Source organism: Streptomyces sp. NPDC051976 (assembly GCF_040680795.1).
Classification (GTDB): Bacteria; Actinomycetota; Actinomycetes; order Streptomycetales; family Streptomycetaceae; genus Actinacidiphila.
This window is the reverse complement of sequence record NZ_JBFAXL010000031.1, coordinates 57,175-79,696: the sequence shown is the minus strand read 5'-3', so window position 1 is coordinate 79,696 and position 22,522 is coordinate 57,175. Positions and strand designations below refer to the sequence as shown.

Annotated in this window: 17 protein-coding genes; 6 read left to right on the top strand and 11 right to left on the bottom strand. The window is 71.1% G+C overall.

Features of this window, described 5'->3' with window-relative positions:
* Nucleotides 1-566: 566 nt before the first annotated feature.
* Nucleotides 567-1,373 carry a class I SAM-dependent methyltransferase gene (locus AB0M29_RS27205; RefSeq protein ID WP_365387093.1) on the top strand — a complete coding sequence of 269 codons (807 nt, stop codon included), beginning with the start codon at nt 567-569 and terminating at the stop codon, nt 1,371-1,373.
* Between the two features lie 115 nt (nt 1,374-1,488).
* Entirely contained in the window at nt 1,489-2,751 is a 1,263-nt protein-coding gene (locus AB0M29_RS27200; RefSeq protein WP_365387090.1) for an SDR family NAD(P)-dependent oxidoreductase, read from the top strand.
* Nucleotides 2,752-2,778: 27 nt separating this feature from the next.
* Here AB0M29_RS27200 and AB0M29_RS27195 read toward each other — a convergent pair whose 3' ends face one another.
* On the bottom strand, nt 2,779-3,510 hold the full coding sequence (locus tag AB0M29_RS27195; RefSeq protein WP_365387088.1) for an SDR family oxidoreductase: 732 nt from the start codon (nt 3,508-3,510) through the stop codon (nt 2,779-2,781).
* A 94-nt stretch (nt 3,511-3,604) separates the two neighbouring features.
* On the opposite strand from AB0M29_RS27195, the gene AB0M29_RS27190 reads away from it, so the two are divergent.
* Nucleotides 3,605-4,456, top strand: coding sequence for a LysR family transcriptional regulator (locus tag AB0M29_RS27190; protein WP_365387086.1), 852 nt, complete (start codon nt 3,605-3,607; stop codon nt 4,454-4,456).
* 616 nt (nt 4,457-5,072) lie between these two features.
* Here the strand turns inward: AB0M29_RS27190 and AB0M29_RS27185 are convergent.
* The 4 genes from AB0M29_RS27185 to AB0M29_RS27170 all read right to left on the bottom strand — a co-directional run bounded on the left by AB0M29_RS27185 (nt 5,073) and on the right by AB0M29_RS27170 (nt 7,628).
* A complete protein-coding gene (locus AB0M29_RS27185) occupies nt 5,073-5,309 on the bottom strand; it encodes a LuxR C-terminal-related transcriptional regulator (RefSeq protein WP_365387084.1) in 237 nt (78 codons plus the stop codon).
* A gap of 377 nt (nt 5,310-5,686) precedes the next feature.
* The gene (locus tag AB0M29_RS27180; RefSeq protein WP_365387082.1) at nt 5,687-6,487 is read right to left on the bottom strand and encodes an SAM-dependent methyltransferase; all 801 of its coding nucleotides are present in this window, start codon (nt 6,485-6,487) and stop codon (nt 5,687-5,689) included.
* Nucleotides 6,488-6,537: 50 nt separating this feature from the next.
* Nucleotides 6,538-6,768, bottom strand: a complete 231-nt coding sequence (locus AB0M29_RS27175; RefSeq protein WP_365387080.1) for a DUF397 domain-containing protein — start codon at nt 6,766-6,768, stop codon at nt 6,538-6,540.
* Nucleotides 6,765-7,628, bottom strand: a complete 864-nt coding sequence (locus AB0M29_RS27170; RefSeq protein ID WP_365387078.1) for a helix-turn-helix transcriptional regulator — start codon at nt 7,626-7,628, stop codon at nt 6,765-6,767. Before AB0M29_RS27170 ends, AB0M29_RS27175 begins: the two co-directional genes overlap by 4 nt.
* A gap of 270 nt (nt 7,629-7,898) precedes the next feature.
* On the opposite strand from AB0M29_RS27170, the gene AB0M29_RS27165 reads away from it, so the two are divergent.
* The gene (locus AB0M29_RS27165; protein ID WP_365387076.1) at nt 7,899-8,351 is read left to right on the top strand and encodes an ATP-binding protein; all 453 of its coding nucleotides are present in this window, start codon (nt 7,899-7,901) and stop codon (nt 8,349-8,351) included.
* A gap of 441 nt (nt 8,352-8,792) precedes the next feature.
* A complete protein-coding gene (locus AB0M29_RS27160; RefSeq protein WP_365387164.1) occupies nt 8,793-12,263 on the top strand; it encodes a discoidin domain-containing protein in 3,471 nt (1,156 codons plus the stop codon).
* A gap of 85 nt (nt 12,264-12,348) precedes the next feature.
* Here the strand turns inward: AB0M29_RS27160 and AB0M29_RS27155 are convergent, their stop codons facing one another.
* The 3 genes from AB0M29_RS27155 to AB0M29_RS27145 all read right to left on the bottom strand — a co-directional run bounded on the left by AB0M29_RS27155 (nt 12,349) and on the right by AB0M29_RS27145 (nt 18,485).
* Nucleotides 12,349-14,145, bottom strand: coding sequence for a serine/threonine-protein kinase (locus AB0M29_RS27155; RefSeq protein ID WP_365387075.1), 1,797 nt, complete (start codon nt 14,143-14,145; stop codon nt 12,349-12,351).
* Nucleotides 14,146-14,252: 107 nt separating this feature from the next.
* A complete protein-coding gene (locus tag AB0M29_RS27150) occupies nt 14,253-16,163 on the bottom strand; it encodes a LamG-like jellyroll fold domain-containing protein (protein WP_365387162.1) in 1,911 nt (636 codons plus the stop codon).
* A gap of 204 nt (nt 16,164-16,367) precedes the next feature.
* Nucleotides 16,368-18,485, bottom strand: a complete 2,118-nt coding sequence (locus AB0M29_RS27145; RefSeq protein WP_365387160.1) for a chitobiase/beta-hexosaminidase C-terminal domain-containing protein — start codon at nt 18,483-18,485, stop codon at nt 16,368-16,370.
* Nucleotides 18,486-19,158: 673 nt separating this feature from the next.
* On the opposite strand from AB0M29_RS27145, the gene AB0M29_RS27140 reads away from it, so the two are divergent.
* Nucleotides 19,159-20,523: a condensation domain-containing protein gene (locus tag AB0M29_RS27140; protein WP_365387073.1), complete on the top strand. Its 1,365-nt coding sequence runs from the start codon at nt 19,159-19,161 to the stop codon at nt 20,521-20,523.
* Nucleotides 20,524-20,573: 50 nt separating this feature from the next.
* On the opposite strand, the gene AB0M29_RS27135 is transcribed toward AB0M29_RS27140, so the two are convergent.
* From AB0M29_RS27135 to AB0M29_RS27125, 3 genes are read right to left on the bottom strand one after another with little or no spacing between them, the layout of a single operon-like run.
* Nucleotides 20,574-21,269 (bottom strand): 4'-phosphopantetheinyl transferase superfamily protein, encoded by a 696-nt coding sequence (locus tag AB0M29_RS27135; protein WP_365387071.1) that lies wholly within the window; start codon nt 21,267-21,269, stop codon nt 20,574-20,576.
* Between the two features lie 35 nt (nt 21,270-21,304).
* Complete coding sequence (locus AB0M29_RS27130; RefSeq protein WP_365387070.1) at nt 21,305-22,183, bottom strand: hypothetical protein; 879 nt, start codon at nt 22,181-22,183, stop codon at nt 21,305-21,307.
* Between the two features lie 4 nt (nt 22,184-22,187).
* The gene (locus tag AB0M29_RS27125; RefSeq protein ID WP_365387068.1) at nt 22,188-22,502 is read right to left on the bottom strand and encodes an acyl carrier protein; all 315 of its coding nucleotides are present in this window, start codon (nt 22,500-22,502) and stop codon (nt 22,188-22,190) included.
* Nucleotides 22,503-22,522: the final 20 nt, after the last annotated feature.

Genomic DNA, 22,522 nt, shown 5'->3' with positions numbered 1-22,522 from the left:
GCGGCGCGCCCTGCCGCCGCTCCGCCCCGCCACCACGCCGGCGGAATGACGGCCTCGGCCATTGGCGCTCCGGGGATCTTCCCGGGAAATCAGGGACCGGCTCCCGCACACCCGGCCCCGCACGGATGAGTCGGAGTAAGCAAAACACCTTCCGGCGAGTTCCGCCAGCAAAATCTGCACCATGTCGCATAGCCCAAAAGGGCAATGGCCCCCCGCTCACCTGGGCGGTAAGGTCGCTGGCCCCGGGGACGGTTGCACCTGCCTCAACACACCTCATGGTCGATCGCGGCGCACGCGCAGAAGTCCGCAACCGCTTCTGGATTCAACCGAACCACAGCACGAGTTCCGATAGACTCGCGCGTCTTCTCGATGGTGCGGGCGCAAACCTCTTCGACGGTTATCACGAGATGCCCTCCGGATCACCAAGAAGCTCGGCAGCAAGGCCGATTCCTTCACGCTGAACGCCGACACGGCTTTTTGACTCGGTCGAGCAAGGCGGCGAGCGCGAAGACCGTGGGCGATCGGGTGAAGCTCGCGGAGGAGACCAAGCAGGGCAGCGCCGCCGCGTGACCGACGGATACCAGGGCGCCACGGCGGAGTCCATCAAGCACCACTACGACGTCTCCAACGACTTCTTCGCCCTCTGGCTGGACACCGAACTGACGTACACCTGCGCACTGCGGGCCGACGGCGACACCCTGGAGAGCGCCCAGCGGCGCAAGCTCGACTATCTGATCGAGGGCGCCCGGGCGGCGGGCACCCGGCGGGTGCTCGACGTCGGCTGCGGCTGGGGAAGCCTGCTGAAACGCCTGGTGGGGACGTACGGGGTCGAGCACGCGGTGGGCCTGACGCTGAGCGACAGCCAGGCCGAACGGCTGCGGGAACTGGCGCTGCCGCGGACCGAGGTGCGGGTGGAGAACTGGCTCGACCACGAGCCGGACGGCACGTACGACGCGATCATCTCCATCGGCGCCTTCGAGCACTTCGCGCGGACCGGGCTGTCCCGGGCCGAGCGGGTCGCCGCCTACCGTGAGTTCTTCGACCGCTGCCGCCAGTGGCTCCCCAAAGGCGGAAGAATCGGCCTGCAGACGAACATCAAGGGCAACAACGTCCAGATGGACAAGCAGACCGTGCGCGACCTGCTGTTCATTATGGACACCATCTTCCCGGAATCCGAGATTCCGGCGCTGTCGGAGGTTCTCGAGGCGACGGAGAAGCTCTTCGACGTCGTCACCCTGCGCAATGATCCGGACCACTACAGCCGGACACCAGGAAAGGCTGAACGAACCGTCACCTCGGGCTGTCGAGAATCATCCTCGAAGCCGTGTGACCTACCGCTCGACCGGCGGGCCACGTCAAGGAGCAGCACGTGAGTACGTACAAACATGTCGTCTACTGGCACGATGCGGAACAGGTCGTCGCGGAACCTCCGCTGCGGGAATCCGTCGAATGCGATGTCTGTATCGTCGGCGGCGGCTTCACCGGTTTGTGGACCGCTTTCTTCCTCAAAGAGGCGGAACCGCACTCGATATCCGGATCATCGAGGCCAAGCACTCCGGTTACGGGGCGTCGGGGCGTGCCGACGGGTTCGTCACACCGACCATCGGCAAGGACATCCAGGCGCTCGTCAAGGAGTTCGGGCCGCAGCGGGCGCTCGAGGCCTCGCAGGCGGTCGGCCGCTCGATCCTGGACATCGGCAGGTTCGCCCGCAGGAACCGGATCGACGCGCAGTACGAGGCCAATGACTATCTGATGGTGGCCACGGACGCCGCGCAGGTACGGCGGCTGGAGGAGGACCTGCGGCTGGCCGAGCGGATGGGCGCGGCGCAGCTGGAGATCCTGCCGAGCTGGAACCCCCCGGACCTCAGCGAGACGGTGGCGGTGGTCACCGGCGCCAGCCGGGGCGTGGGGCGTGGCATCGCCCTCGCCCTCGGCTCCGCGGGCGCCACGGTGTACGTGACCGGTCGCAGCACCCGCGACGGCGCGCGCACCGAGGACCTGCCGGGCACCGTGGACGACACCGCCGACGAGGTGACCCGGCGCGGCGGGAAGGGCGTCGCGGTGCGCTGCGACCACGGCATCCCCGCGGACAACGCGGCGCTCTTCGAGCGGGTCAACGCCGACCACGGACGGCTCGACCTGCTGGTCAACAACGCCTGGGGCGGCTACGAGCGGTCCTCCGAGGTGCGCTTCGACGCGCCCTTCTGGGACCAGCCGATGTGGCGCTACGACCTGTTCGAGGCGTCGCTGCGCGCGCAGTTCGACGTGACGCGGCGGCTGGTGCCGCTGATGCTGCCGCAGCACCGCGGGCTGATCGTCGGCATCAGCTTCTCCGACGGCGACATCTACCTCGGCCAGGTCGGCTACGACGTCTTCAAGTCGGCCTCCGACCGCATGTGCCGTGGCTTCGCCGCCGATCTGCGCAAGCGCGGCATCGCCGCGGTCTCCCTGCACCCCGGCTTCGTCCGTACCGAGCGCGTGGAGGCGGCCTGGGCGGCGATGGGCGACGGCCCCGCCTCGGTGGTGCACTCCCCCGAGTACGTCGGCCGCGCGATCGCCGCCCTGTTCTCCGACCCCGAGGTGATGGAGCGCTCCGGCAAGGTACTCAGCACCGGCGACCTGGCGGTCGAGTACGGCTTCGGCGACGTGGACGGACGCCAGCCGCCCGCCTTCCGGCTGGAGGGCCGGATGAGCCTGGCCACCCGTATGCACCGGCTGAACAAGGTCGTCGCCGCCCGGTCCGACCAGTAGCAGCACTCGTTCAGGCACGCCCGTGCCTCACCAGGGCACTTCGCCCGCGTCATCGAAGAACTGGCCGGTCGGGCCGTCGTCGGGCAGGGTCGCCAGCCTGATGGCGATCGCCGCGCCCTGTTCGGGGGTGCGCACGCCGCGGAAGCCGTTGAGGTCGGTCGCGACGTAGCCGGGGCAGCCGACGTTGATCAGGACGTTCGTGCCGCTCAACTCCCGGGCGTACTGGAGGGTGACGGCGTTCAGGAACGTCTTCGACGGCGCGTACGCCACGGCCACGGGACCCGCCGTCTGCTCCGCACCAGGTCCTGACTGCCGGGTGAGTGAGCCGACGCTGCTGGACATGTTCACGATCCGTGGTGAGGCGGAGCGCCGCAGCAGCGGCATCATCGCGTTGGTGACGCGGATGACGCCGATCACGTTGGTCTCCACGACCTCCCGGACGGTGGCGGGATCGGCGTGGGTGGGCTGCTGCGGCATGGCACCGGCGATGGCGGCGTTGTTGACGAGCACGTCGAGGCGCCCCGCCTGATCCTCGATCAGGCGGGCGGCGGCGGTCGCGCTCGCGTCGTCGCTCACATCCAGCGGTACGCCGAACGCGTCGGCACCGGCCGCGCGCAGTCGCTCCACCGCGGCCTCACGGCGCTCCTCGTCGCGAGCGCCGACGCCGACGCTCCAGCCGAGGGCACCCAGGCCCGCGGCGATCTCGTAGCCAATTCCCTTGTTCGCGCCTGTGACCAGCGCAATCGTTCGTTCGCTCATGGGGATCATGCTGCCCTCGGACCCCGGCGGAGGTCCAAGACCGATGAGGCGGCCAGCGATACCTCCCAGGTATCGATCCGGGTACCGTGGCCGTATGGAGACCCGGGAACTGCGCTACTTCGTCGCTGTCGCTGAAGAGCTCCACTTCGGGCGCGCCGCGCAGCGGCTCGGGATCGCGCAGCCGCCGCTGTCACGGGCGATCCAGCAGCTCGAACGCCGGCTCGGGGCAGCGCTGCTGGACCGGACCAGCCGCGTCGTCACGCTGACCGAAGCGGGCTCGGTGCTGCTGGCCGAGGGCCGGGCGGCCCTCGACGCGGTCGACGCCGCCGAGCGCCGGACCCGCCGCGCCGCCGTTCCCTCCACCGACCGTCCCGGCCTGGTCCTGGTCACCAAAGCCAGCGCGTCCAGCGAACTGCTGGCGAAGCTGCTCGACGCCTACGCCGCCGAACCCGACGCGGTCCCCGTCGACGTCCTCCTGTGCGGCCCGGCCGAGCAGGAACGACTCCTGCGCGAGGGCCGCGCCGACGTGGCGCTGCTGCACCGGCCGTTCGACTCGACGGCCAGGCTCCACACCGAAGAGCTCCGCACGGAGGGGCAAGTCGTGATCCTGCCCGCCGGGCATCCGCTCACCGACCGGGCCCATGTGCACATGGCCGACATCACGGGGCTGCCCGGCCTGCCCCTGCCCCGCTGGCCCCACCCCGACGGCACCTACCCACCCGGCCCCGGCCCCCAGGTCCGCGACCACGCGCAGTTGCTGCAGCTCGTCTCCCTCGGCCGGGCGTGCGCGGTCTCACCGGAGTCCTGCCGGGCCCAACTCCACGCCGACCTCGCCGCCGTGCCCGTACTGGACGCCCCGAAAGTCACCACCGTGATCGCCTGGCCGCCCCACAGCCGGTCCAGAGCCGTCGCCGCCCTCGTACGCACCGCGACACGACTCCAGTAAGCCCAGCGCGCTGACCAACGGTTCGCCCATGAGCCGAAGGGCCGCCCCGTCACTCCAGCCGAAACCCGAACTGCCGCACCCGCACCGGAACGCCGCCCCCGCCCGAGCCGCGCAGCCGAGCGTGGTCTGCGCCCGGCTCGCCGCCGGGAGCGCCGCGATCGCCTGCCGCTCGGCCGGGTGCAGCCGCCCGGCGGTCCGGCCGAGCGCGCCGGACACCAGCCGCAGCGACTCGATGTCGGCCCCGACCGGCACGGCGGCCAGCGCGTAGAGAGCGAAGTCCCCGGCGTGGGACATGGAGAAGTGCGACCGGGGATGGCCCGCCACGGCCGGACGGCCGTGCGCCAGGGCGCAGTTGGGCATGCCGCACCGCTCGCGGACGAACGCCACCGCTCCCGGCGGGACACCCAGCCGGGAGCCCAGCAGGACACGCAGGGCGACATGTGAGGTGAGGTAGCGGATGCGGGCGGCGGGGTCCTGGAAGGCGGCGGCGCGCCGGGCCTCGGAAGCGTCCAGCACCTCCGCCGCCGCCTCGGCCGCGTCGGCCGAGTCCGGGATCCGCAGCAGCCGTACGACGACCGCCGCCTGATCCGGCCCGACGGCCGTCGTATCGATGGTCCTATTGCGCCCGGGAACGGAGATCATCGGCCCATTCGAGAGACACGAGCACAGCCTCGACACGGGACCGTAGTCCCAATTTGCGGGTGATGCTGGTGAGATGGGCCTTCACGGTGCGTTCGGCGATGCCGAGCCTGTTGGCGAGTGCCCTGTTCCCCTCGCCGAGGCCGAGCACGCGCAGCACTTCACGTTCGCGGGGCGTCAGGGTCTGCAGGGCCGAGCGGTCGATGGGAGCCATTCCCTCGCCGCTCCCCCGTCCCCGTTCGACTTGCCCCAAATCATGACGCTTAGTTAGAAGCTTCTCCCCGTACAAGCTACTCTTCAACTCCCCAAGAAGACCTTCACGACGGAAGGTGTCGAATGGGCTCTGTGCATAATTGGCCCGACAGAATACGAGATGTCATATCGCCCTCCCATCGGGACCAGTGTGACCGTCGGTACGTATGAACGTACGACGCTGCGTCAGACACTAAACAACATCGCCATCGCAGCGCCCGGTTCGCTCCAGCTTACGACGTGACCTGCGCCACACGGGCACACTTGCACGGCAAGCTCGTTCCCGCGCACGTCACAGGCACTCCAGGCGCTCCAGGCACAACGGGGTTGCCTGGCGGGCTACTTGCGGGCGACTCCCACGTAGAGCTGGACCTGTGCGTCGTCGCTGCTCAGTTCGCCGAGTTCGGGGTGCCAGGCGGTGGCCACCACCACGCCCGGCTCGACCAGCTCCAGGCCGTCGAAGAAGCGGGTGACCTCCGCGTGCGAGCGCACCTGGGCCGGTGTGCCGGCGGCGCGGTAGATCTGGACGATGCGCTCCCAGGTCGCCGGTTCGAAGTCACCGGTGACATGGGAGAGCACCAGAGCGCTCCCCGGGGCCAGGGGGGCGAGAAGTTCCGCGACGATTCCATAAGGGTCGAATTCGTCGGAGACGAAATGCATCAGGGCCACCATCGACAGCGCGACGGGCTGCGTGAAATCCAGGTGCTCGCGGGCCGCGGCGATGATCTTCGCGGGCTCCCTGACATCGGCCTGGACATATGCGGTACGACCCTCGGGCGTGCCGCCCAGCAGCGCCTCGGCGTGCCGCAGCACAATCGGGTCGAAGTCCACGTACACCACATGGGCGTCCGGGACGGTCTCCTGGACTATCTGGTGGAGGTTGGGTTCGGTGGGAATTCCGGTCCCTATGTCGAGGAACTGGCGTATTCCCTGCTGGGCCAGCATACGGGACGACCGGTGCATGAACTCCCGGTTGGTCCGCGCGCCTTCCTTGATGCGCGGGAACAGCGCGATGACTTTCTCTGCCGCTTCCCAGTCGGCCGGATAGCTGTCCTTGCCGCCGAGATAGAAGTCGTACATGCGCGCCGAATGGGGCTTGCTGGTGTCGATCTCGTCCGCGCCGGATCCGGTGTCGGTCACTTCGGTCCTCCGTGTGGGGGGTCGCATGGCAGGTCGCGTGGCCCGGCGCATCAGCCGAGCAGGAAGTCCGCGAGGCCCGCCTTGGCCCCGTTGACGAAGTCGCTGATCTCTCCGCGGGTGCAGATCAGCGCGGGTCCGTCCGGATCGGTGGACTGCCGCAGCGCCACCCGGCCGTCGCCCAGCGGCTTGGCCTCGACGCAGTTGCCGCCGTTGCTTCCGCTCCAGGGCTTGCGCCATCCTTCGGCGCCGAGGTCGGCGGCGGCGTTGCGGGCGTGACTCATGGGTAGAGCTCCTTGCGGACGTCGCCCAGGAAATTCCTGATGCGTCCCTTGGGCATTGCCTGTGTGCACATACGGTCGAGCACCTCACGGTACAGCGCGACCTCGACGCGGTCCTCGCTGTAGGCGGCGCTGCTCAGACTGTCGGTGCACACCACATCCGGTATTTCCTGCATGGCGAACCGGAAGAGCGTGAAAGGCCCGAAGGCGCCCGAATGCAGCCCCGCGGTGAAGGGGTGGACCTGCAGGGTGACGTTGGGCAGCTCCGTCGCCTCCAGCAGGCGGTCGATCTGGCGGCGCATCACCTGCGGGGACCCCGCCGGTCTTCGCAGCACCGTCTCGTCCATCACGACCCAGAACTGCGGGGCGTCGGGGCGGGTGAGCACCGCCTGCCGCTCCATCCGCAGCGCCACCCGGCGCTTCAGCTCCTGCGCCGACACCCGCGGGAAGCCGACGGCCAGCACGTCGTGGGCGTACTCCTCGGTCTGCAGCAGACCGGGGACGACATGCGGTTCGTAGCCGCGGATATGGGTGGCCGAGGTCTCCAGGCTGACGTGGACACCGAACCAGCTCGGCAGCGCGTCGCGGTAACCCTGCCACCAGCCGGGCACGTTGGCCTGCTCGGTGAGGGTGAGGAACTCGGCGCGCTCGGCCTCGCCGACCCCGTACAGCTCCAGCATCGCCTTGACCGTGACCCACTTCAGGGCGGTCTCGGCGCGTTCCATGCGGGTGACGGTGGTGTGGGCCTGGCGAAGGCTCCGGCCGACGTCCTGCGCCGTGAGCCCGGCGTGGACGCGCAGATCCTGCAGCCTTCTGCCGAGCACCATCTGCAGCACCGTCGGGGCGGACCGCGGCTCACTCACGTCAGCTACCTCCTCGAACACCGGCCAGGCAGCAGTCTGCCATGCCCGAAAGGGAGGGAGGGGCCGCACTGCGCAACTATGCACCGTGCAGAGTAAACCTTGCTAACTGGCCCGTGCAGCAAGCATAGTGACGGTGTGACAGATCTTGCCCTGAGCTTGCCGGCCGCCGTGGCCGATCGCGGCGCCGGGGTTCTGTCACCGCTGAGCGCGGCCGCGTCCGTGTCCGGTACCCGTGTCCGCCCACCGCACCTGACTCGTGAGGAATCGGCCGTGGCCCTGACCGACCCCGCAACCGACGCCAGTACGCCTCCCCGTCTGGGCGGCAGCGCCCTGCGCGCCGCCTTCGGTCTGCCCGCCGACGTGCTGGCGGTGGGCGCGGCCCGGCAGCGGGTGCGCGAGCAGCTCGGTGCGTGGGGCGTGGAGCCGGACGGCGCGGACACGGCGGTGCTGATGGTGAGCGAGCTGTTCACCAACGCGCTCGTGCACACCGCGAGCGAGGTCATCACCTGCCGACTGGCGTGGATCCCGGGCCGGTTGCTGATCGAGGTGGCGGACGAGGGCGGGGCGCAGTCGGCCCCGAGGCCGCGGAAGGCGCACTCCGACGAGGAGGGCGGCCGCGGGCTGATGCTCGTCAAGCTGCTGGCGGAGCAGTGGGGCGTCGGCCCCGCCCCGCGCGGCCCGGGCCGTACCGTCTGGGCCGTCCTGCGGGCCGCCCGCGCCTGACCCCCGGGGTCGTCCCCGACCCCCCGCTACCACCCGCGCACCGCGCGATGGCTTTCCTCGGTCCCACGTCCGCGAGCCGCCGCCGCGCGGAGCCGCAGCGCGTTCCGTCCGGGCGGCGCCCACACGCCCCGGACCGCCCGCGCGCCGCCACCCGCAGCTCGCGCGCGTCCGCGCGCCCCGCGGCCGTCCGCCAATTCCCGTGTGCGCCACGAGCATTGACAGCGATCAGGGGATGCACGACACTCCCCCGGAGAGCGCTCTCCGAAGTCCCGACCGGTCCCTGTCCGATGAGTCAGTCCGGAGTAGCCCACGGCCACCGTGACACCGTCGCCGGTCAGGCGACGGTGTCACGGTGGCACGAGGCATCCCCCCATGGAGATGTGAATGAGCCTCCTGTCCCGCTTCCGCCACGCCGCGAGGCGCCGCAGACGAGCGGTCGCGATGACCGCCGTCGCGGCCCTGCTGGCGGGCGGCGCCCTCAGCGCCACCACGGCGACCTCCGCCCACGCCGCGAGCACCCTGCTGTCCCAGGGCAAGCCCGCCACCGCCTCCTCCACTGAGAACGCGGGCACCCCCGCCTCCGCGGCCGTCGACGGCGACACCGGCACCCGCTGGTCCAGCGCCGCCTCCGACCCCCAGTGGCTCCAGGTCGACCTCGGCTCGACCCAGTCCCTCTCCCAGGTCGTACTCAACTGGGAGACCGCCTACGCCACCGGCTTCAAGATCCAGACGTCCGACAACGGCACGTCCTGGACCGACGCCTACTCCACCACCACCGGCACCGGCGGTGTGCAGACGCTCGCCGTAAACGCTTCCGGGCGTTATGTCCGCATGTACGGCACCGCCCGCGCCACCGGATACGGCTACTCCCTCTGGGAGTTCCAGGTCTACGGTGGCGGCGGCTCCCCGCCGCCCGACTGCGGCAGCGGCAACGCCGCGCTGAACCGTCCCGCCACCGCCTCCTCGACCGAGAACGGCGGCACCCCCGCCTCCGCGGCCGTCGACGGCGACCCGGGCACCCGCTGGTCGAGCGCGGCCTCCGACCCGCAGTGGCTCCAGGTCGACCTCGGCTCCTCGCAGACCATCTGCCAGGTGGGCCTGAGCTGGGAGACGGCGTACGCCACCGGCTTCCAGATCCAGGTCTCCGACAGCGGGACCGGCGGCTGGACGAACATCTACTCCACCACCACAGGGCCCGGCGGCAACCAGACCCTCACCGTGTCCGGCACCGGCCGCTACGTTCGGATGAACGGCACCGCCCGCGCCACCGGATACGGCTACTCCCTCTGGGAGTTCACCGTGCACACCACCGGCACGGGCGGCGGAGGCGGGGGTGGCGGCGGCGGTGACTTCTCCGGCTCCGTGATCTCCGCCTACAAGCAGGTCTCCGCGTCCTCCTACGAGGGCGGCAACGCGCCCGCCGCCGCGCTCGACGGACGGACCACCACCCGCTGGTCCAGCCTCTACACCGACGACCAGTGGCTCCAGGTGGACCTCGGCGGCACGGGCACGATCAGCGGCATCGTCCTCAACTGGGAGTCCGCGTACGCCGCGGGCTACCACATCGACGTCTCCGACAACGGCACGTCGTGGTCCCCGCTCTACACCACGACCACCGGCAAGGGCGGCATCGAGAAGCTGCCGGTCACCGGCAAGGGCCGCTATGTGCGGTTTACCGGCACCGCCCGCGCCACCGGATACGGCTACTCCCTGTGGGAGTTCCAGGTCTACGGCACGGTCGACACCACCACGGCCACCCCGCCGATGCTCTCCGGCCCCACCAAGGCGCCGGCCACGCTGAACCAGTTCGCGCTGTCCGCGCCCGCGGACAAGGCGATGGTCACCGACACCCGCAGGCCCACCCTGTCCTGGGCGGCCGTCGGGGGCACCGCCCACTACGAGGTGTGGCTCAACATCAGCCGCACCGACTACGACTTCACCGCGTCCGGCAACCTGCTCGACCTCTACACCAAGGTCGCCGAGCCCACCGGCACCAGCTACACGCCGAGTTGGGACATCACCGACCGCTGGACGTACAAGTGGTTCGTCGTCGCGGTCAGCGGCTCGGGCGGGAGGACGACGTCCAACATCCGCACCTTCAGCGTGTATCTGCCGGACATCGAGACCGTCGCCGACGGCGTCAACATCGTCAACGGCGCCCGCGACCTCAACAAGGACGGCACGATCGAGCCGTACGAGGACTGGCGCCAGCCGGTCGACACGCGGGTGAACGACCTCCTCGGCAGGATGACGCTGGAGGAGAAGGCGTACCAGATGTTCTACAACGTCCAGACGTACCCGATGTCCGGCTGGCACTTCGGTCCGGCGCAGCCCGCCGACCTGAACAACGTGCTGATGTCCACCGCGGCCACCCGGCTGGGCATCCCGCCGGTCTCCGCGGGCGACACCACCGCCGGGTACCAGACCACGTATCCGCTGCAGAGCACTCTGTCCGCGGGAAAGGACTACCCACTCGACTACCAACTGGGCAACATGCAGCGCAAGGAGGAGCTGGAGGTCGGCGCGCGCGGCACCCTGTCGCCGCTCGCCGAGGTGGGCACCAAGGTGCTCTACCCGCGGATCCAGGAGGGCGGCGGCGAGAACGCGGACGTCGCGGCGGCCCAACTCAAGGCCCTGGTCGCCGGGTTGCAGGGCGGCCCGGAGCTGAACCCCTCCTCGGTGCTGGCGACCGTCAAGCACTGGCCCGGTGAGGGCGCGGGCGGCGAGGCCGGGATCGTCTACGACGGGGTGACGATCAAGTACCACATGATCCCGTTCAAGGCGGCGATGGAGGCCGGCGCGGTCAACATCATGCCGGGCTACGCGGGCAGTTCGTATCTCGACCCGGGCGGTCCCGGCGCGGGCGACAGCGCGAAGATCCTCGCCTATCTGCGCAACAACCTCGGCTACACCGGTCTGATCACCACGGACTGGCTGCCGTCGGGCGCGTGGGTGAACGCGGCCAACGCCGGTTCCGACGTGATGGGCGGCGCCGACCCGGGCGCGACGGGCTTCACCATGGCCGGTTTCGAGCAGCAGGTGCCGCTGGCCCGGATCAACGACGCGGTGTCGCGGATCCTCAAGCTCAAGTTCGAGCTGGGCATCTTCGACCACCCGTACGGCGACCCGGTGAACGGCCCGTACCGGTTCCACCAGCCGTCGTACACGCAGCTGGCCAACCAGGCGTCCCGTGAGTCCAACACCCTGCTGAAGAACGACGGGGTGCTGCCGCTGAAGCTGAACTCCGGCGACAGCATCGCGGTCGCGGGCGACCGGGCGACCGACGGCGCGTCCTGCTGCATCTGGTCGAGCTACTTCCACCCGGACTACGGCTCGCTGGACCAGCTCGACGCGCTCAAGGCGAGAGCGGCGACAGGCGGGGTGAACGTCTACCAGGGCACCGGCCCGGCCCCCAAGGTCGCGGTGGTGTACGTCGGTGAATCCTCGTACACCCACGCCACGGCCTGGCCGGACACCCAGCCGTATCTGCCCGCCGACCAGCTGGCCCTGATCCAGAACTACAGGAACCAGGGCATCAAGGTGGTCGTGGTGCTGACACTGCCGCGGCCGATCGTGATCAGCGACTGGAACAACCTGGCGGACGCCATCGTGGTGACCTACCGCGGCGGTGAGGAGGTCGGACCGGCCACGGCCAGTCTGCTCTTCGGCGACTACACCCCGCACGGCCACCTGCCCTGGCAGCTGCCGCGGAGCATGGACCAGATCCTCAAGCCCGGCGGCGGCGACAACCTGGCCGACGCCAACGAGGCGTGGGACCTGCCGTACGACCTCGGCGCCACCGACGCCGAGCGCGCCGACATCCGCGCGAAGATCGACGCCGGCCAGCCGGTGCCGACCACGTACGGGAATCCGCTCTATCCGTACGGCGCGGGTCTGACCAGCTGGAGCTAGCCGCACACCGAAGTACCGAGGGAGCGGCCGGCGGACCGGGGTGACCCGGCCACCGGCCGCTCTCACAACGGCGGTTGACGTTCCGTCAGTCGGTGGAGGCGGGGATGGCGTTGCGCCACACGGTGACGTCCAGGACCACGTTCTTGCTGGGGTCGGAGCTGCCCGACGCCTTCTTGTACGTGACCAGGGCCACGATGCCGGTCTGGGTGCGGGCGCAGATCTGCGATCCGGCCGACAGCCGGGGCTGCTGGATGACGTTGGTGAAGCGGGTGTCGTGCAGGCAGGTGGCCAGCGAGCCCTTCTCGTCCGCGTTCAGCAGCACCAGCTTGGTGTTGTACGCGCCGAAGTTGCAGCCCTCGAAGTCGCAGCCGTAGTAGAGGTCGTCGAAGTTGCTGTCCTTCGGCTGCAGGGTCTCGTCCGCGAACTCCAGGTGATAGCCGTCGGGCAGCTGCACATTCGGGTGCGTGGTCGGCTTGGGGTCCGGTGTCTTCGCGCTCTGGTGGGAGGTGCCGCCGCTCGAACCGCTGGTGGAGCCGCTGCCGGTGCTGTGCGAACCGCCGTTCGCGGAGTTCGTGTCGGTCGAGTCGCCCGACCCGCCGAGGGCGCGGATCACGGACGCCGCCGCGCTGATCACGAAGAGCGCGCCGACCACCGCGCCCACCACGACCAGCACCTTGTTCCTGGACTTCTTGGGCGGCTGCGGGACGAACGGCCGGGGCGGCATCGGCCCGTACGGTCCCGGGCCGCCCGGCCGCGGTCCGGGGCCGGGGCCGTAACCCCGGTTCTGCGGCACCGGCATCGGCGGCGGGGTGCCCTGCGGGTGGCCCGCGACCGGTCCGGCGGCCTGCGTCTGCTGGTAGGACCGCGGGTCGTGGCCGGGCGGCGGGGTGCCGGGCGCCGGGACCGGCGGCGGGCCCGCCTGGTGGGCGACGGGGGCGGTCGGGGTGTACGGGACGGCGGGCGGCACATACGTCGGGGCGGCGTGGCGCTGCGGGATCTCCGCGGCCACCGCGCCCGGCAGCCACTGCTCCGGCCGCCGCAACTGCGTCTCGGCGGACGCCGCCTGGCACATCCCGACGATGTCGGCCAGTGACGGCCGGGCGGCGGGGTCCTTGGCGAGGCAGGCGGTCACCAGGGGCACCAGGTCCGCGGGGAGCGCCGAGAGGTCGGGCTCCTCGTGCACGATGCGGTACAGCACGGCGTGCGAGGGGCCCTCGCCGTACGCGGGGGAGCCCAGCGCGGCGTAGGCGGCGACCTGGCCGAGCGCGAACACGTCGGTGGCGGGGCCGATCTCCCGGCCGGCCGCCTGCTCGGGCGACATGAAGGCGGGGGTGCCGACGGTGACGCCGCTGTCGGTGAGCGCGGTGGCGTCGGCGGCCCGCGCGATACCGAAGTCGATGACGCGCGGGCCGTCCGAGGCGAGGATCACGTTGGACGGCTTGAGGTCGCGGTGCACCAGCCCGGCGGCGTGCACGGCCTGCAGTGCCTCGGCGATGCCCGCCACGAGCAGCAGCAGGGTGGGCACCGGCAGCGGGCCGTGCTCGGCGACTGCCGAGGACAGGGTCGGTCCCGGCACATAGGCCGTCGCCAGCCAGGGGCGGGCGCTCTCGGCGTCGCTGTCGACGACCGGCGCCGTGTAGAGGCCCTGGACCCGCTGGGCGGCCAGGACCTCCTGCCGGAAGCGCCTGCGGAAGTCGGCGTCCTCGGCCAGTTCCGGCCGGATCACCTTGACGGCGACCGGACGGCCGCCGGGGGTGTACGACAGGTACACCTTGCCCATGCCGCCGGAACCCAGCCGTGACGTGAGCCGGTAGTTCCCGACCGCGGCCGGATCGTCCTCCTCCAGCGGCTGGAACACCTGTTCTGACGCGCCCGCACCCATCGTTGAAACCGTCCCCGTGACCGTAGTTGGCGATTGCGGGAGGAGACTACCGGCCCGCGCCGCGTTCGGCGGCACGCGCTCGACGCCGTTCACACGGTCACCACGGTTCAGGCGTTCATGAACCTGCTGACCGGCAGCGCACGGGCGACGACGCGGACGTCTCCGACGAAGGCGTGCAGCACCTGGTCGAGTTCGCCGCCGTACTCGTAACCGCCCAGCAGCCACTGCATGGCGGTGGTGCTGATGCCGGTGGAGACGGTGGCGGGGTTGCGGACGACGGGGCAGCCGTCGACGTACATCGTGGTGTGGCGGCCGTCGTTGACGACCGCGACGTGCCACCAGGTGTCGAGGGGCAGTTCGTGGCCCCAGTTGGTGACGGGGCCGTCCAGGTTGAGCGGGTAGATCGCCCATTGGAGTTCGCGGTCGCCGGAGAGGCTGAGCGTGGCCACCGGCTCCTGGGCGTCGCCCTCGGTCTTCCCCGCCTCGCCACTCATGCCCCAGCGGCTGAGCAGGGCGGCCCAGGCGTCGTTGTCGCCGTTCCAGTCGGCGGGCAGCCGGAAGAACGCCTCGACGGTGTAACCCGAGTTGAACGTGGCCTTGTTGAGCGGGGCGCCGGGGTCGGTGCGCAGACAGGCGCCCCGCAGCGGGTTCTTGTGGCCGCCGAAGAAGAGGCTGCCGTGGCCGGGCTGGTCGGGGTGGAAGTCGGTGGACCAGGTGAGGGCGGTCGCGGGGCTGCCGGGGACGTTCATCCGGGTGAGGTCGTTGCCGTGGCCGCTCAGGTCGCGAATGCGGACGTCGTCGGTGACCGGCGTGCCGTCCCGCTGCCCGCCGTCGAACCGCCAGTACGCCACGGTGCCGGGGACCAGCAGGTCCTTGGCGGGGCGCGCGGGCCGGGTGGGCACGGGGGCGAAGCCGGCGAAGCGGCGCGTGAAGTCGATCGGCACCGAGAAGTAGTCCTGGTCGCTGGTGAGTTCGCTCTCCTGGCGCTCCAGCGCGTTGAGCCGCTCACCCGCCCTGCCCATGATCCACGGGGAGACGGTCCGCACGTCGATGGTGTCGCGGTCGAGGTCGAAGTGGTAGAGCCGGATCATCGCGGCGCCGCCGTAGTAGCGGTTCTGGTAGTTGGTGATGTGCTGGTGCACCGCGTTCCCGGCCTTGTTGGTGCGCACCGTGCGTCCGGCGGGCCAGAAGTGCCCGTTGAGGGTGAGGAAGATCTGGTCGTGGTCGGCGATCAGCTCGTCCCACAACTGCTGCCCGTAGTCGGAGGGCTGGGCCTCGTCACCGGGGTTGTCGGCATAGACCAGTTCGTGCGTGGTGAGGACGACGGGGACGCCGGGGTGGGCGGCGATGACCTGCCGGGCCCAGCCGAAGCCCGGCGCGGACAGCCGCCAGTCGAGGGCGAGCACCATCCACTGGCGTCCCGCGGCCCGGAACAGGTGGTAGGTGTTGTAGCCGTCCGCGCTGGCGCCGCCGAAGGTGGCCGCGTCACGGAAGCGGCGGGGCCCGAAGTGGTCCAGGTACGGCGATCCGCCGCGCTGGTCGTCGCTCGACGAGCCGACGTCGTGGTTGCCCGCGAGCACGCTGTAGCCGACGCCGTGCCGGTCGAGGAACCCGAAGGCGCCGCTGATCGCGTCGAACTCGTGCGGCTGGCCGTTCTGCGTCAGGTCGCCCAGGTGCGCCATGAAGACGACGTTCTCCTGCTCGTCCTCGGTGCCGTCGAGGATGTAGCGGAAGGACGCCTCCAGCGGCTCGGGGTGGATGCTCTCGCCGTCGAAGAGGTACTGGGTGTCGGGCATCACCACCAGCGTGAAGCGGCGGCTATCGGTGTCGGGCCGGGCCCTGCGGGCGCCGGTGGCGGTGCCGGAGGAGGTGCTATCCGTGGGCGCGGCGGCGGCCTGGCCGGCGGTGGCCAGGGCGGCGGTCGCGGCTCCGGCGCCCACGAGCCCTGCGTTCCGCAGGAAGGAGCGTCGGCTGGAGCCCTGCTGCGGGCCGTCGGGCTGGTGGTCAGGGCTGCACATGTGCGTCTCCGTCGCTGCGTTCCACGCCGCCGTCTGCGTGTTCATGGGGTGATTCGTGGGGTGACGCGTGCACAGTACGGTCGGGTTTCGGCCACGGCGGGGGTGCGGCGGGGCAACGCGGACGGAACATCGCATGAAGGATCCGGGGCTCCCCGTTCGGGCGGGGAGCCCCGGATCCTCGATCAGGTCAGGCCGTCAGGGGTGTCACGGGTAGCTGACGACGTTGCTGGGTGTGGTGTTCGACGCGGTGACGGCTCCGGTGTCGTTGATGACATGGGTGATGGTGCCGACGCCGCCGAGCGAGACGGTCAGGGCGTCGTGGAAGCGCACTCCCGAGGTGTTGGGCGCCTCGAAGGCGTGGTAGCTGTTCACGGCCGGGTTGACGTTGAAGTAGCAGTAGCTGCCGAGCCCCCACGCCTCGTGGCTGGTGACGTTGGCGCCCACCTTGTACGCCGCGTAGCCGTTGACGCCCGAAGGGTTCGTCCAGGCGGCCTGGTTGGGCGGGTCGTACGGCATCTCGTTCTGGAAGAAGATCGTCTTGCCGCCCTGCCCGTTCCAGACCACCTCGTACTTCTGGTAGTGCTCGACGAACAGGCCGGTGGCCAGGACGTTGGCGCCGTTGACGAGCAGGCCGGTGTCGGCGGTGTTGGTGTTCCAGCCGACGGTGCCCGCGGTGCCGTGGTCGGCGCGCCAGGCCCAGATGTGGTCGATGATCGCGTTGGAGCTGTTGACGATCAGGCTGGTGGTGGCCTTGCCCGCCTTCTCGCCGCCGATCCGGAAGAACACGTCCTGGATGGTGGTGGGGTTGCCCGCGTGGCTCGCGGAGGAGCCGGACGGGCCGACGGTCAGCAGCGCGGCCGAGTTGGTGGTGCCCGCGTCGAACAGCAGGCCCTTGAGCCGCACTCCGTCGACGTCGGCGACCTGCATGGCGTTCACGCCGTTGTCCGGCACGAAGGTCGGGTAACCGATGCCGAGCACCACGGTGTTGGCCTTGGTCACGTTGAGCGTCTGGCTGAGGTGGTAGACCCCGGGGGTGACGAACAGGTTGCAGCCCTGGGCCAGGGCGTTGTTGATGGTCGCGGCGGTGTCGCCCGCCTTGACCACGTAGAACTGGCTCATCGGCAGCGAGCTGCCGGGGGTGCTGCCGCTCGCCCAGCTCGGGCCGGAGGCGTTGGTGCGCAGGGAGGGCAGGAAGACCCGGTACTTTCCGGTGCCGTCGAGGTAGAGGTAGGGCACGTCACGGGAGACCGGGGTGGTGCCGAGCGTGGTCTCCGGCGGGTTCGGGAAGGTGTTCGCCGGAGCGCCGTTCACACCCGAGAAGACCATGTTCCACACGCCGCCCGACCAACTGCCGAAGTTCGTGTCGCGGGTGTACCACTGCTGCTGCGAGATGGACGCGGTCTGGCCGCTGACCTTGGTGTCGGCGATGTAGCCGCCGCTGGCGTAGCCGTAGCTCGCCGGATAGAGGGCGAGACCACCGTGGACGTCGATCCGGCGGAAGGGCGCGGCCTGCGCCACGGCCCAACGGTCGGTGCCGCTCGACGGGTTGATGGCCAGGTTCTCCGCGGAGCGCCAGAAGTTCTGCGTGGCGTTGCCCGCGTCGGAGGCGTTGAACGCGTCGACGGTGACGTCGCCGTTGATGGTGACGTCGTCGGGGTTCTGGCCGAGTCCGGCCACCGAGGTGTAGAAGCCGACGTTGTCCGACACGTTGTACGTGCCGGGCTTGTACAGGTCGGCCACCCGGTTCTCACTGAACTGCGCGCTGTTGGTGTCCTTCATCTGCGCGAACTGCGCGTCGAGTTGGGACTGGATCGCGGCGTTGCCCATCGACGGGTCGAAGATGTGCACGTTGGGGCCGAAGTCCGGGGTGTCGGACTGTGTGGGGCAGCCCGCCGAGGTGCCGATGGTGTACGTGGCGCTCGCCACGGCCGAGTTGGTGAGTCCCGAGGCGAGGGCGATGGCCTTCACGGTGGTGGTGGACGTGACGCTGATCGGTGCGCTGTAGAGGGTGGAGCTCGCGGTCGGGGTGGAGCCGTCCCGCGTGTAGCGGATGGTCGCTCCCGCGGTCGCGTCGGCGAGCGTCACGGTCTGCGCGGAGGAGAAGGTGCCGCCCGCCGGGCTGAAGGTCGGTGTGGCGACCGTCCCGCCGGTGCCCCCGGTCCCGCCGGTGCCGCCGCCGGTGGTGCCGCTGCCCTGGGTGTACGTGAAGTGGGGGGTGTCGTACTGCGGGCCGTTCTTCTCGTAGGTGAACCAGTATTCCAGGACCGAGCCGGTGGTCAGCGAACCGACCGTCCAGGTCCAGGTGCCCGCGGTGTTGGTCATCCGGACGTTCTGCTGGTTGGCGCCGTTGACCAGGTAGTGCGCGTCGACGTAGAGCGCGGCGGTGGTGGGGGTGAAGGTGATCTTGGCCTGGGTGTCGCTGACCTGGGTGACGCTCTGCGTGTAGTCGGTGCTGTCGGCGGAGGCCGACCCGGCGACCTGCAGCAGGCCCAGCAGTCCGGCCAGCGCGAGGACGAGCGCGCCGAGCAGGGCGACGGAACGCTGGTGGCGACGCGGTCCGGGCCCGCTGCGGCCCGGGGTGATGGTTCGGCGCATCGGTGGGGTCCTTTCGTCTGGCTTCGCGAAGTGAACGCCAGATCAGTGCGGAAGTGGGGGGTGGATCGCACGCGTTGCTGAACATTCAGGGCCAGACCGCGGCCGTTCCCTGGGAATTCGCTATTTGAAAACGCTCTCAATCAATGGATCAGGGCACTTCTGGATCCGTTAGGCAGTGTCAAGTCGCCATGGCGGTCAGTCAAGAAGTTGTACGGGATTCACCTTGTGAACGCAGCGCGCCTTCGGGAGGAGAGCCCGTCCCGCGGCCCCGGAGGCGAGGGCGGGCGGTTGCGGCGAAAGCGGGTCGAACGGGCTGCCGGACGGGCATACTTCCGGATCGACGCATGGACCAGACCAATGGGCTGGCCCCGGGCCACGGTTGTCACACGAGGAGTGTTCGATGAGCGAGCCGGAAGAGCTGCACCTCAAGGTCACGGCCGACCGTTCGGGCTCCGGCCCGGCGACCTGGGGGCAGCAGGCGATCTGGGACGCGGTGTCCGTACTCGGCGACGACGCGCCGCGCTACAACGTCTCGATCGGCTTCCCCCTCGACGCCGGCTACCCGCGCGCCGCCGTACTCGACGCGGTCACCCACGCGGCCCGGCTGCACGAGTCGCTGCGCACCCGGCTGCGGCCGGACGAGGCGGGCGGACTCGTACAGACTCTGGACGCCTCCGGGCGACTGCCCGTCGCCTTACGGGAGTGCGCGCGGGAGGAGACCGGGCGGGTGGGCGACGAGTTGCTGGCGGAGCTGGCATCGCGCGCCTTCGACTGCGCCGGGCACTGGCCGATCAGGGTCGGCCTGGTCGAGGCGGACGGACTCGTCCACCACTACGTGATGGCGCTCTCCCACACCGCCGCCGACGGCGGCGGGCTGCGCCGGCTGGCCCGCGACATCCTGATGCTGGTGCAAGGCGAATCCCCGGAGCGGCTACGGGAGTTGTACCCGGCGACGCAGCCGCTGGACGAGGCCGCGTACCAGAACTCGGACCGGGGGCGCCGCCGGGACGCGGCCTCCCGCCGCTACTGGCGCACCAAGCTCGGCGACGGGCCGCGCGGGCTGTTCCCGCCCCGCGGGGAGCGCTCTCCCGACGCTCTCTTCCCGAACGCGGTGCTGCACTCCCCCGCCCTGCTGCGGGCGGTCGACCATGTGGCGGCCACCCGCAGGGTCAGCGGCTCCTCGGTGCTGCTGGCGGCCGCCGCCCAGCAGGTCAGCAGGATCTCCGGCGCTCCCGAGCCGCTGCTGCAGGTGGTGGTCAACAACCGCTTCCTGCCCGGCATGGCGCAGACCATCACCACCCTCGCCCAGGAGGGACTGTTCCATCTGCGGTCGGTCGACCGGGACTTCGGCGATCTGGTGCGGCGGGTGCACGCGGGCGCGCTCGGCGCGTACCGCTACGCCTCGTACGACAAGCGGCTGCTGGACCAGGACATCGAGCGGCTCCGCTCGGAACTGCCCGATCTCGCCGACCACAGCTGCGTCTTCAACGACACCCGTGAGCCGGGGCTGTTCCGGCCCGCCGCACCGGACCGGGCAGCGGTCCCGCTGGCCCGGGCGCGGGAACACACGACGCTGAGCTGGCCGGTGGAGTTCCCGCCGCGCAGGAACCTCAGTTTCGCCATGGACGTGGTCGACACCCCGGGGGCGGTGGAGCTGGCCATGACGGCGGACAGCTCGCTGCTCCCGCGCGCCGACATGGAGGCGTTCCTGCGCGGCTTCGAGGAGTCGATCGTCGAGGACGCGCTGGCCACGGGGTGCGGGTGAGGGACACGCTCACGGAGCGTCCGCGCTGAGGGGCGGGCCCGCGTACCGCGTCACCAGCTCCACAAACGCGGGCGCGGGCGGGGCGGCAGCGGGCCGGTGACCGCGACGGCCGCGTGGTAGCCCTCGGCGGGGGTGGGCGCCGCGGCGACCTGGCACGGTCCGAGCGGCCCGGACATGACGCCGCCCGCTCCCGGCGGGACCGGCACCGACAGCCCGTCCACCAGCCGCCCGCCGTACGCCTTCACATACGCCTCCTTGCAGGTCCACAGCCGCGTGTACGCCGCCCCCGCCGCCGTACCGGGGGCCGTACCCGGCGTGCCGCCCGCCGCCGCGGCGCGCACCGCCTCGGCCTCCGCCTGTGGGAAGTAGCGCCGGGCCAGCCGTGGCGCCGCGTCCGGGTGCACCAGGCGCTGGATGTCGATGCCCACCGCCGCGCCCTCGGCGCCGCCTTCCGGCTGCGGCACCACGGCGAGCAGCGCCCAGTCCCCGCTGGCGCTCAGATTCCAGCCCAGTCCCGCCCCCGTGCCGGTCAGCCGCGGCTTGCCGTGCGGGCCGAACGTCCGGCGCAGCGCGCCGGGTTGGGCGCCGAGCCGGCCCGCGAGGATCCAGCGCACCGCCCCGTGCGCGACGGTGTACCGCGGATCGCCCGCGGCCCGCCGCCGCTCCATCGGGTCGAGGATGGCCCGCAGTTCGGCCACCGCCTCCGGCGGCTGCCGCAGCGATATCGCCCAGACGTCGACCTCCACGAACCCGCCTGCGGCATCCCGCCGCTGACCGACCGTCATAGGCGGCGCAGCCGGGCGAGGTCGAGCAGGCCCAGCAGCGGATCGTACTCCGCGAGCAGCGCGGTGCGGCGGTCCGCCCGCAGCCGCGGCAGGTGCTCGGCGAGGGCCGACCACAGGCCGGTGTACGGGTTGCCGGAGCGGGCCCGGACGGTGGCCGCCCCGCCCGTGGCCTCCGTACCGTCGGGGTCGCCGCGTCCCGCCAGCGCGGGGCCGAGCAGCAGCAGCGCCTCCGGGTCGGCGCCCCGCAGGTCCGCCGCGGCCTTGGCGACGCTCTCGTACGCCTCCTCGGCCGGGACCCGCCCGGCGTCGCCGTGCAGGGTCAGCTCGACGTCGGCGTCGCGGGCGAGCAGCAGCCCGACGGCGGCGGCGCGGTCCGCCACCGGGGTGCCGTCGGGGGGCCGGTACGGCAGCCCGGACTGCTCCAGCACCAGGACGAGGGCGCGCGCGAAGCCCTCGTCCGCGAGATACGACCCGGCCAGCCGCAGGGCGCTGAACACCCCCGAAGTGCCCTGTTCCGTCAGGGCGAACGCGAACGGCCGCCCCGGGCAGAAGGTGCTCAGGTGCACCGAGGCGGCCCGGCCGGGCTGCACGTCGGGCGAGGCGAACACCTCGACGAGCAGGTCGACCGGCCGCTCGGGCGGCACCAGGGCGGTGATCACCGCCTCGCCCATCTCCGCGTACGACTGCCCGGCGCCGCCGCGGAGCCGCTCCTCGTCCAGCGGCAGTCCGTAGGGGCGCACCATGTCCCCGAAGAACACCCGCACGTCCGGGTCGAGCGCGGCGGGCGAGTCGGCGGGGAACGCCAGGCTCACCGCGTCCGCGAGCCGCAGCGCGGCGTCGGGGCGGCGGGGGCCGGACGCGGAGACCGTACGCACGCGGTCAGTCCTCGGCGACGACGTGTGCGGCGACGTACGCCGCCAGGTCCGTCACGGACCGCAGGTCGTCCGGGCTGATCTCCTCGATGTCGACCTGGATGTCGAGGTGGTCCTCCAGTTCCAGGATCAGTTCGAGCGTGGTGCCCGAGGTGAGGCCGAGGTCCTCCATCAGGGCGGCGTCCGGCGACACGGGCTGCGCCGGCTCCTGCTTGAGCACGCGCGGCAGGAGCAGCAGGATGCCCTGCTCGGCGCTGTCGCGCAGCTCGGCGGTGGCGGCGTCCACGGTGGCGTCGGTGGTGGCCGGGGAGGCGTCTGTCATGGTCCGATCCCGTCTGGGGG

Excerpts from the sequence above, each read along its gene's own strand:
- AB0M29_RS27195 (WP_365387088.1), bottom strand. The coding sequence starts at position 3,510 with ATGAGCGAACGAACGATTGCGCTGGTCACAGGCGCGAACAAGGGAATT.
- AB0M29_RS27145 (WP_365387160.1), bottom strand. The coding sequence starts at position 18,485 with ATGACCAACACCGCGGGCACCTGGACCTGGACGGTCGGTTCGCTGACC.
- AB0M29_RS27150 (WP_365387162.1), bottom strand. The coding sequence starts at position 16,163 with ATGTGCAGCCCTGACCACCAGCCCGACGGCCCGCAGCAGGGCTCCAGC.
- AB0M29_RS27140 (WP_365387073.1), top strand. The coding sequence starts at position 19,159 with ATGAGCGAGCCGGAAGAGCTGCACCTCAAGGTCACGGCCGACCGTTCG.
- AB0M29_RS27125 (WP_365387068.1), bottom strand. The coding sequence starts at position 22,502 with ATGACAGACGCCTCCCCGGCCACCACCGACGCCACCGTGGACGCCGCC.
- AB0M29_RS27160 (WP_365387164.1), top strand. The coding sequence starts at position 8,793 with ATGACCGCCGTCGCGGCCCTGCTGGCGGGCGGCGCCCTCAGCGCCACC.
- AB0M29_RS27185 (WP_365387084.1), bottom strand. The coding sequence starts at position 5,309 with ATGGCTCCCATCGACCGCTCGGCCCTGCAGACCCTGACGCCCCGCGAA.
- AB0M29_RS27175 (WP_365387080.1), bottom strand. The coding sequence starts at position 6,768 with ATGAGTCACGCCCGCAACGCCGCCGCCGACCTCGGCGCCGAAGGATGG.
- AB0M29_RS27155 (WP_365387075.1), bottom strand. The coding sequence starts at position 14,145 with ATGGGTGCGGGCGCGTCAGAACAGGTGTTCCAGCCGCTGGAGGAGGAC.
- AB0M29_RS27190 (WP_365387086.1), top strand. The coding sequence starts at position 3,605 with ATGGAGACCCGGGAACTGCGCTACTTCGTCGCTGTCGCTGAAGAGCTC.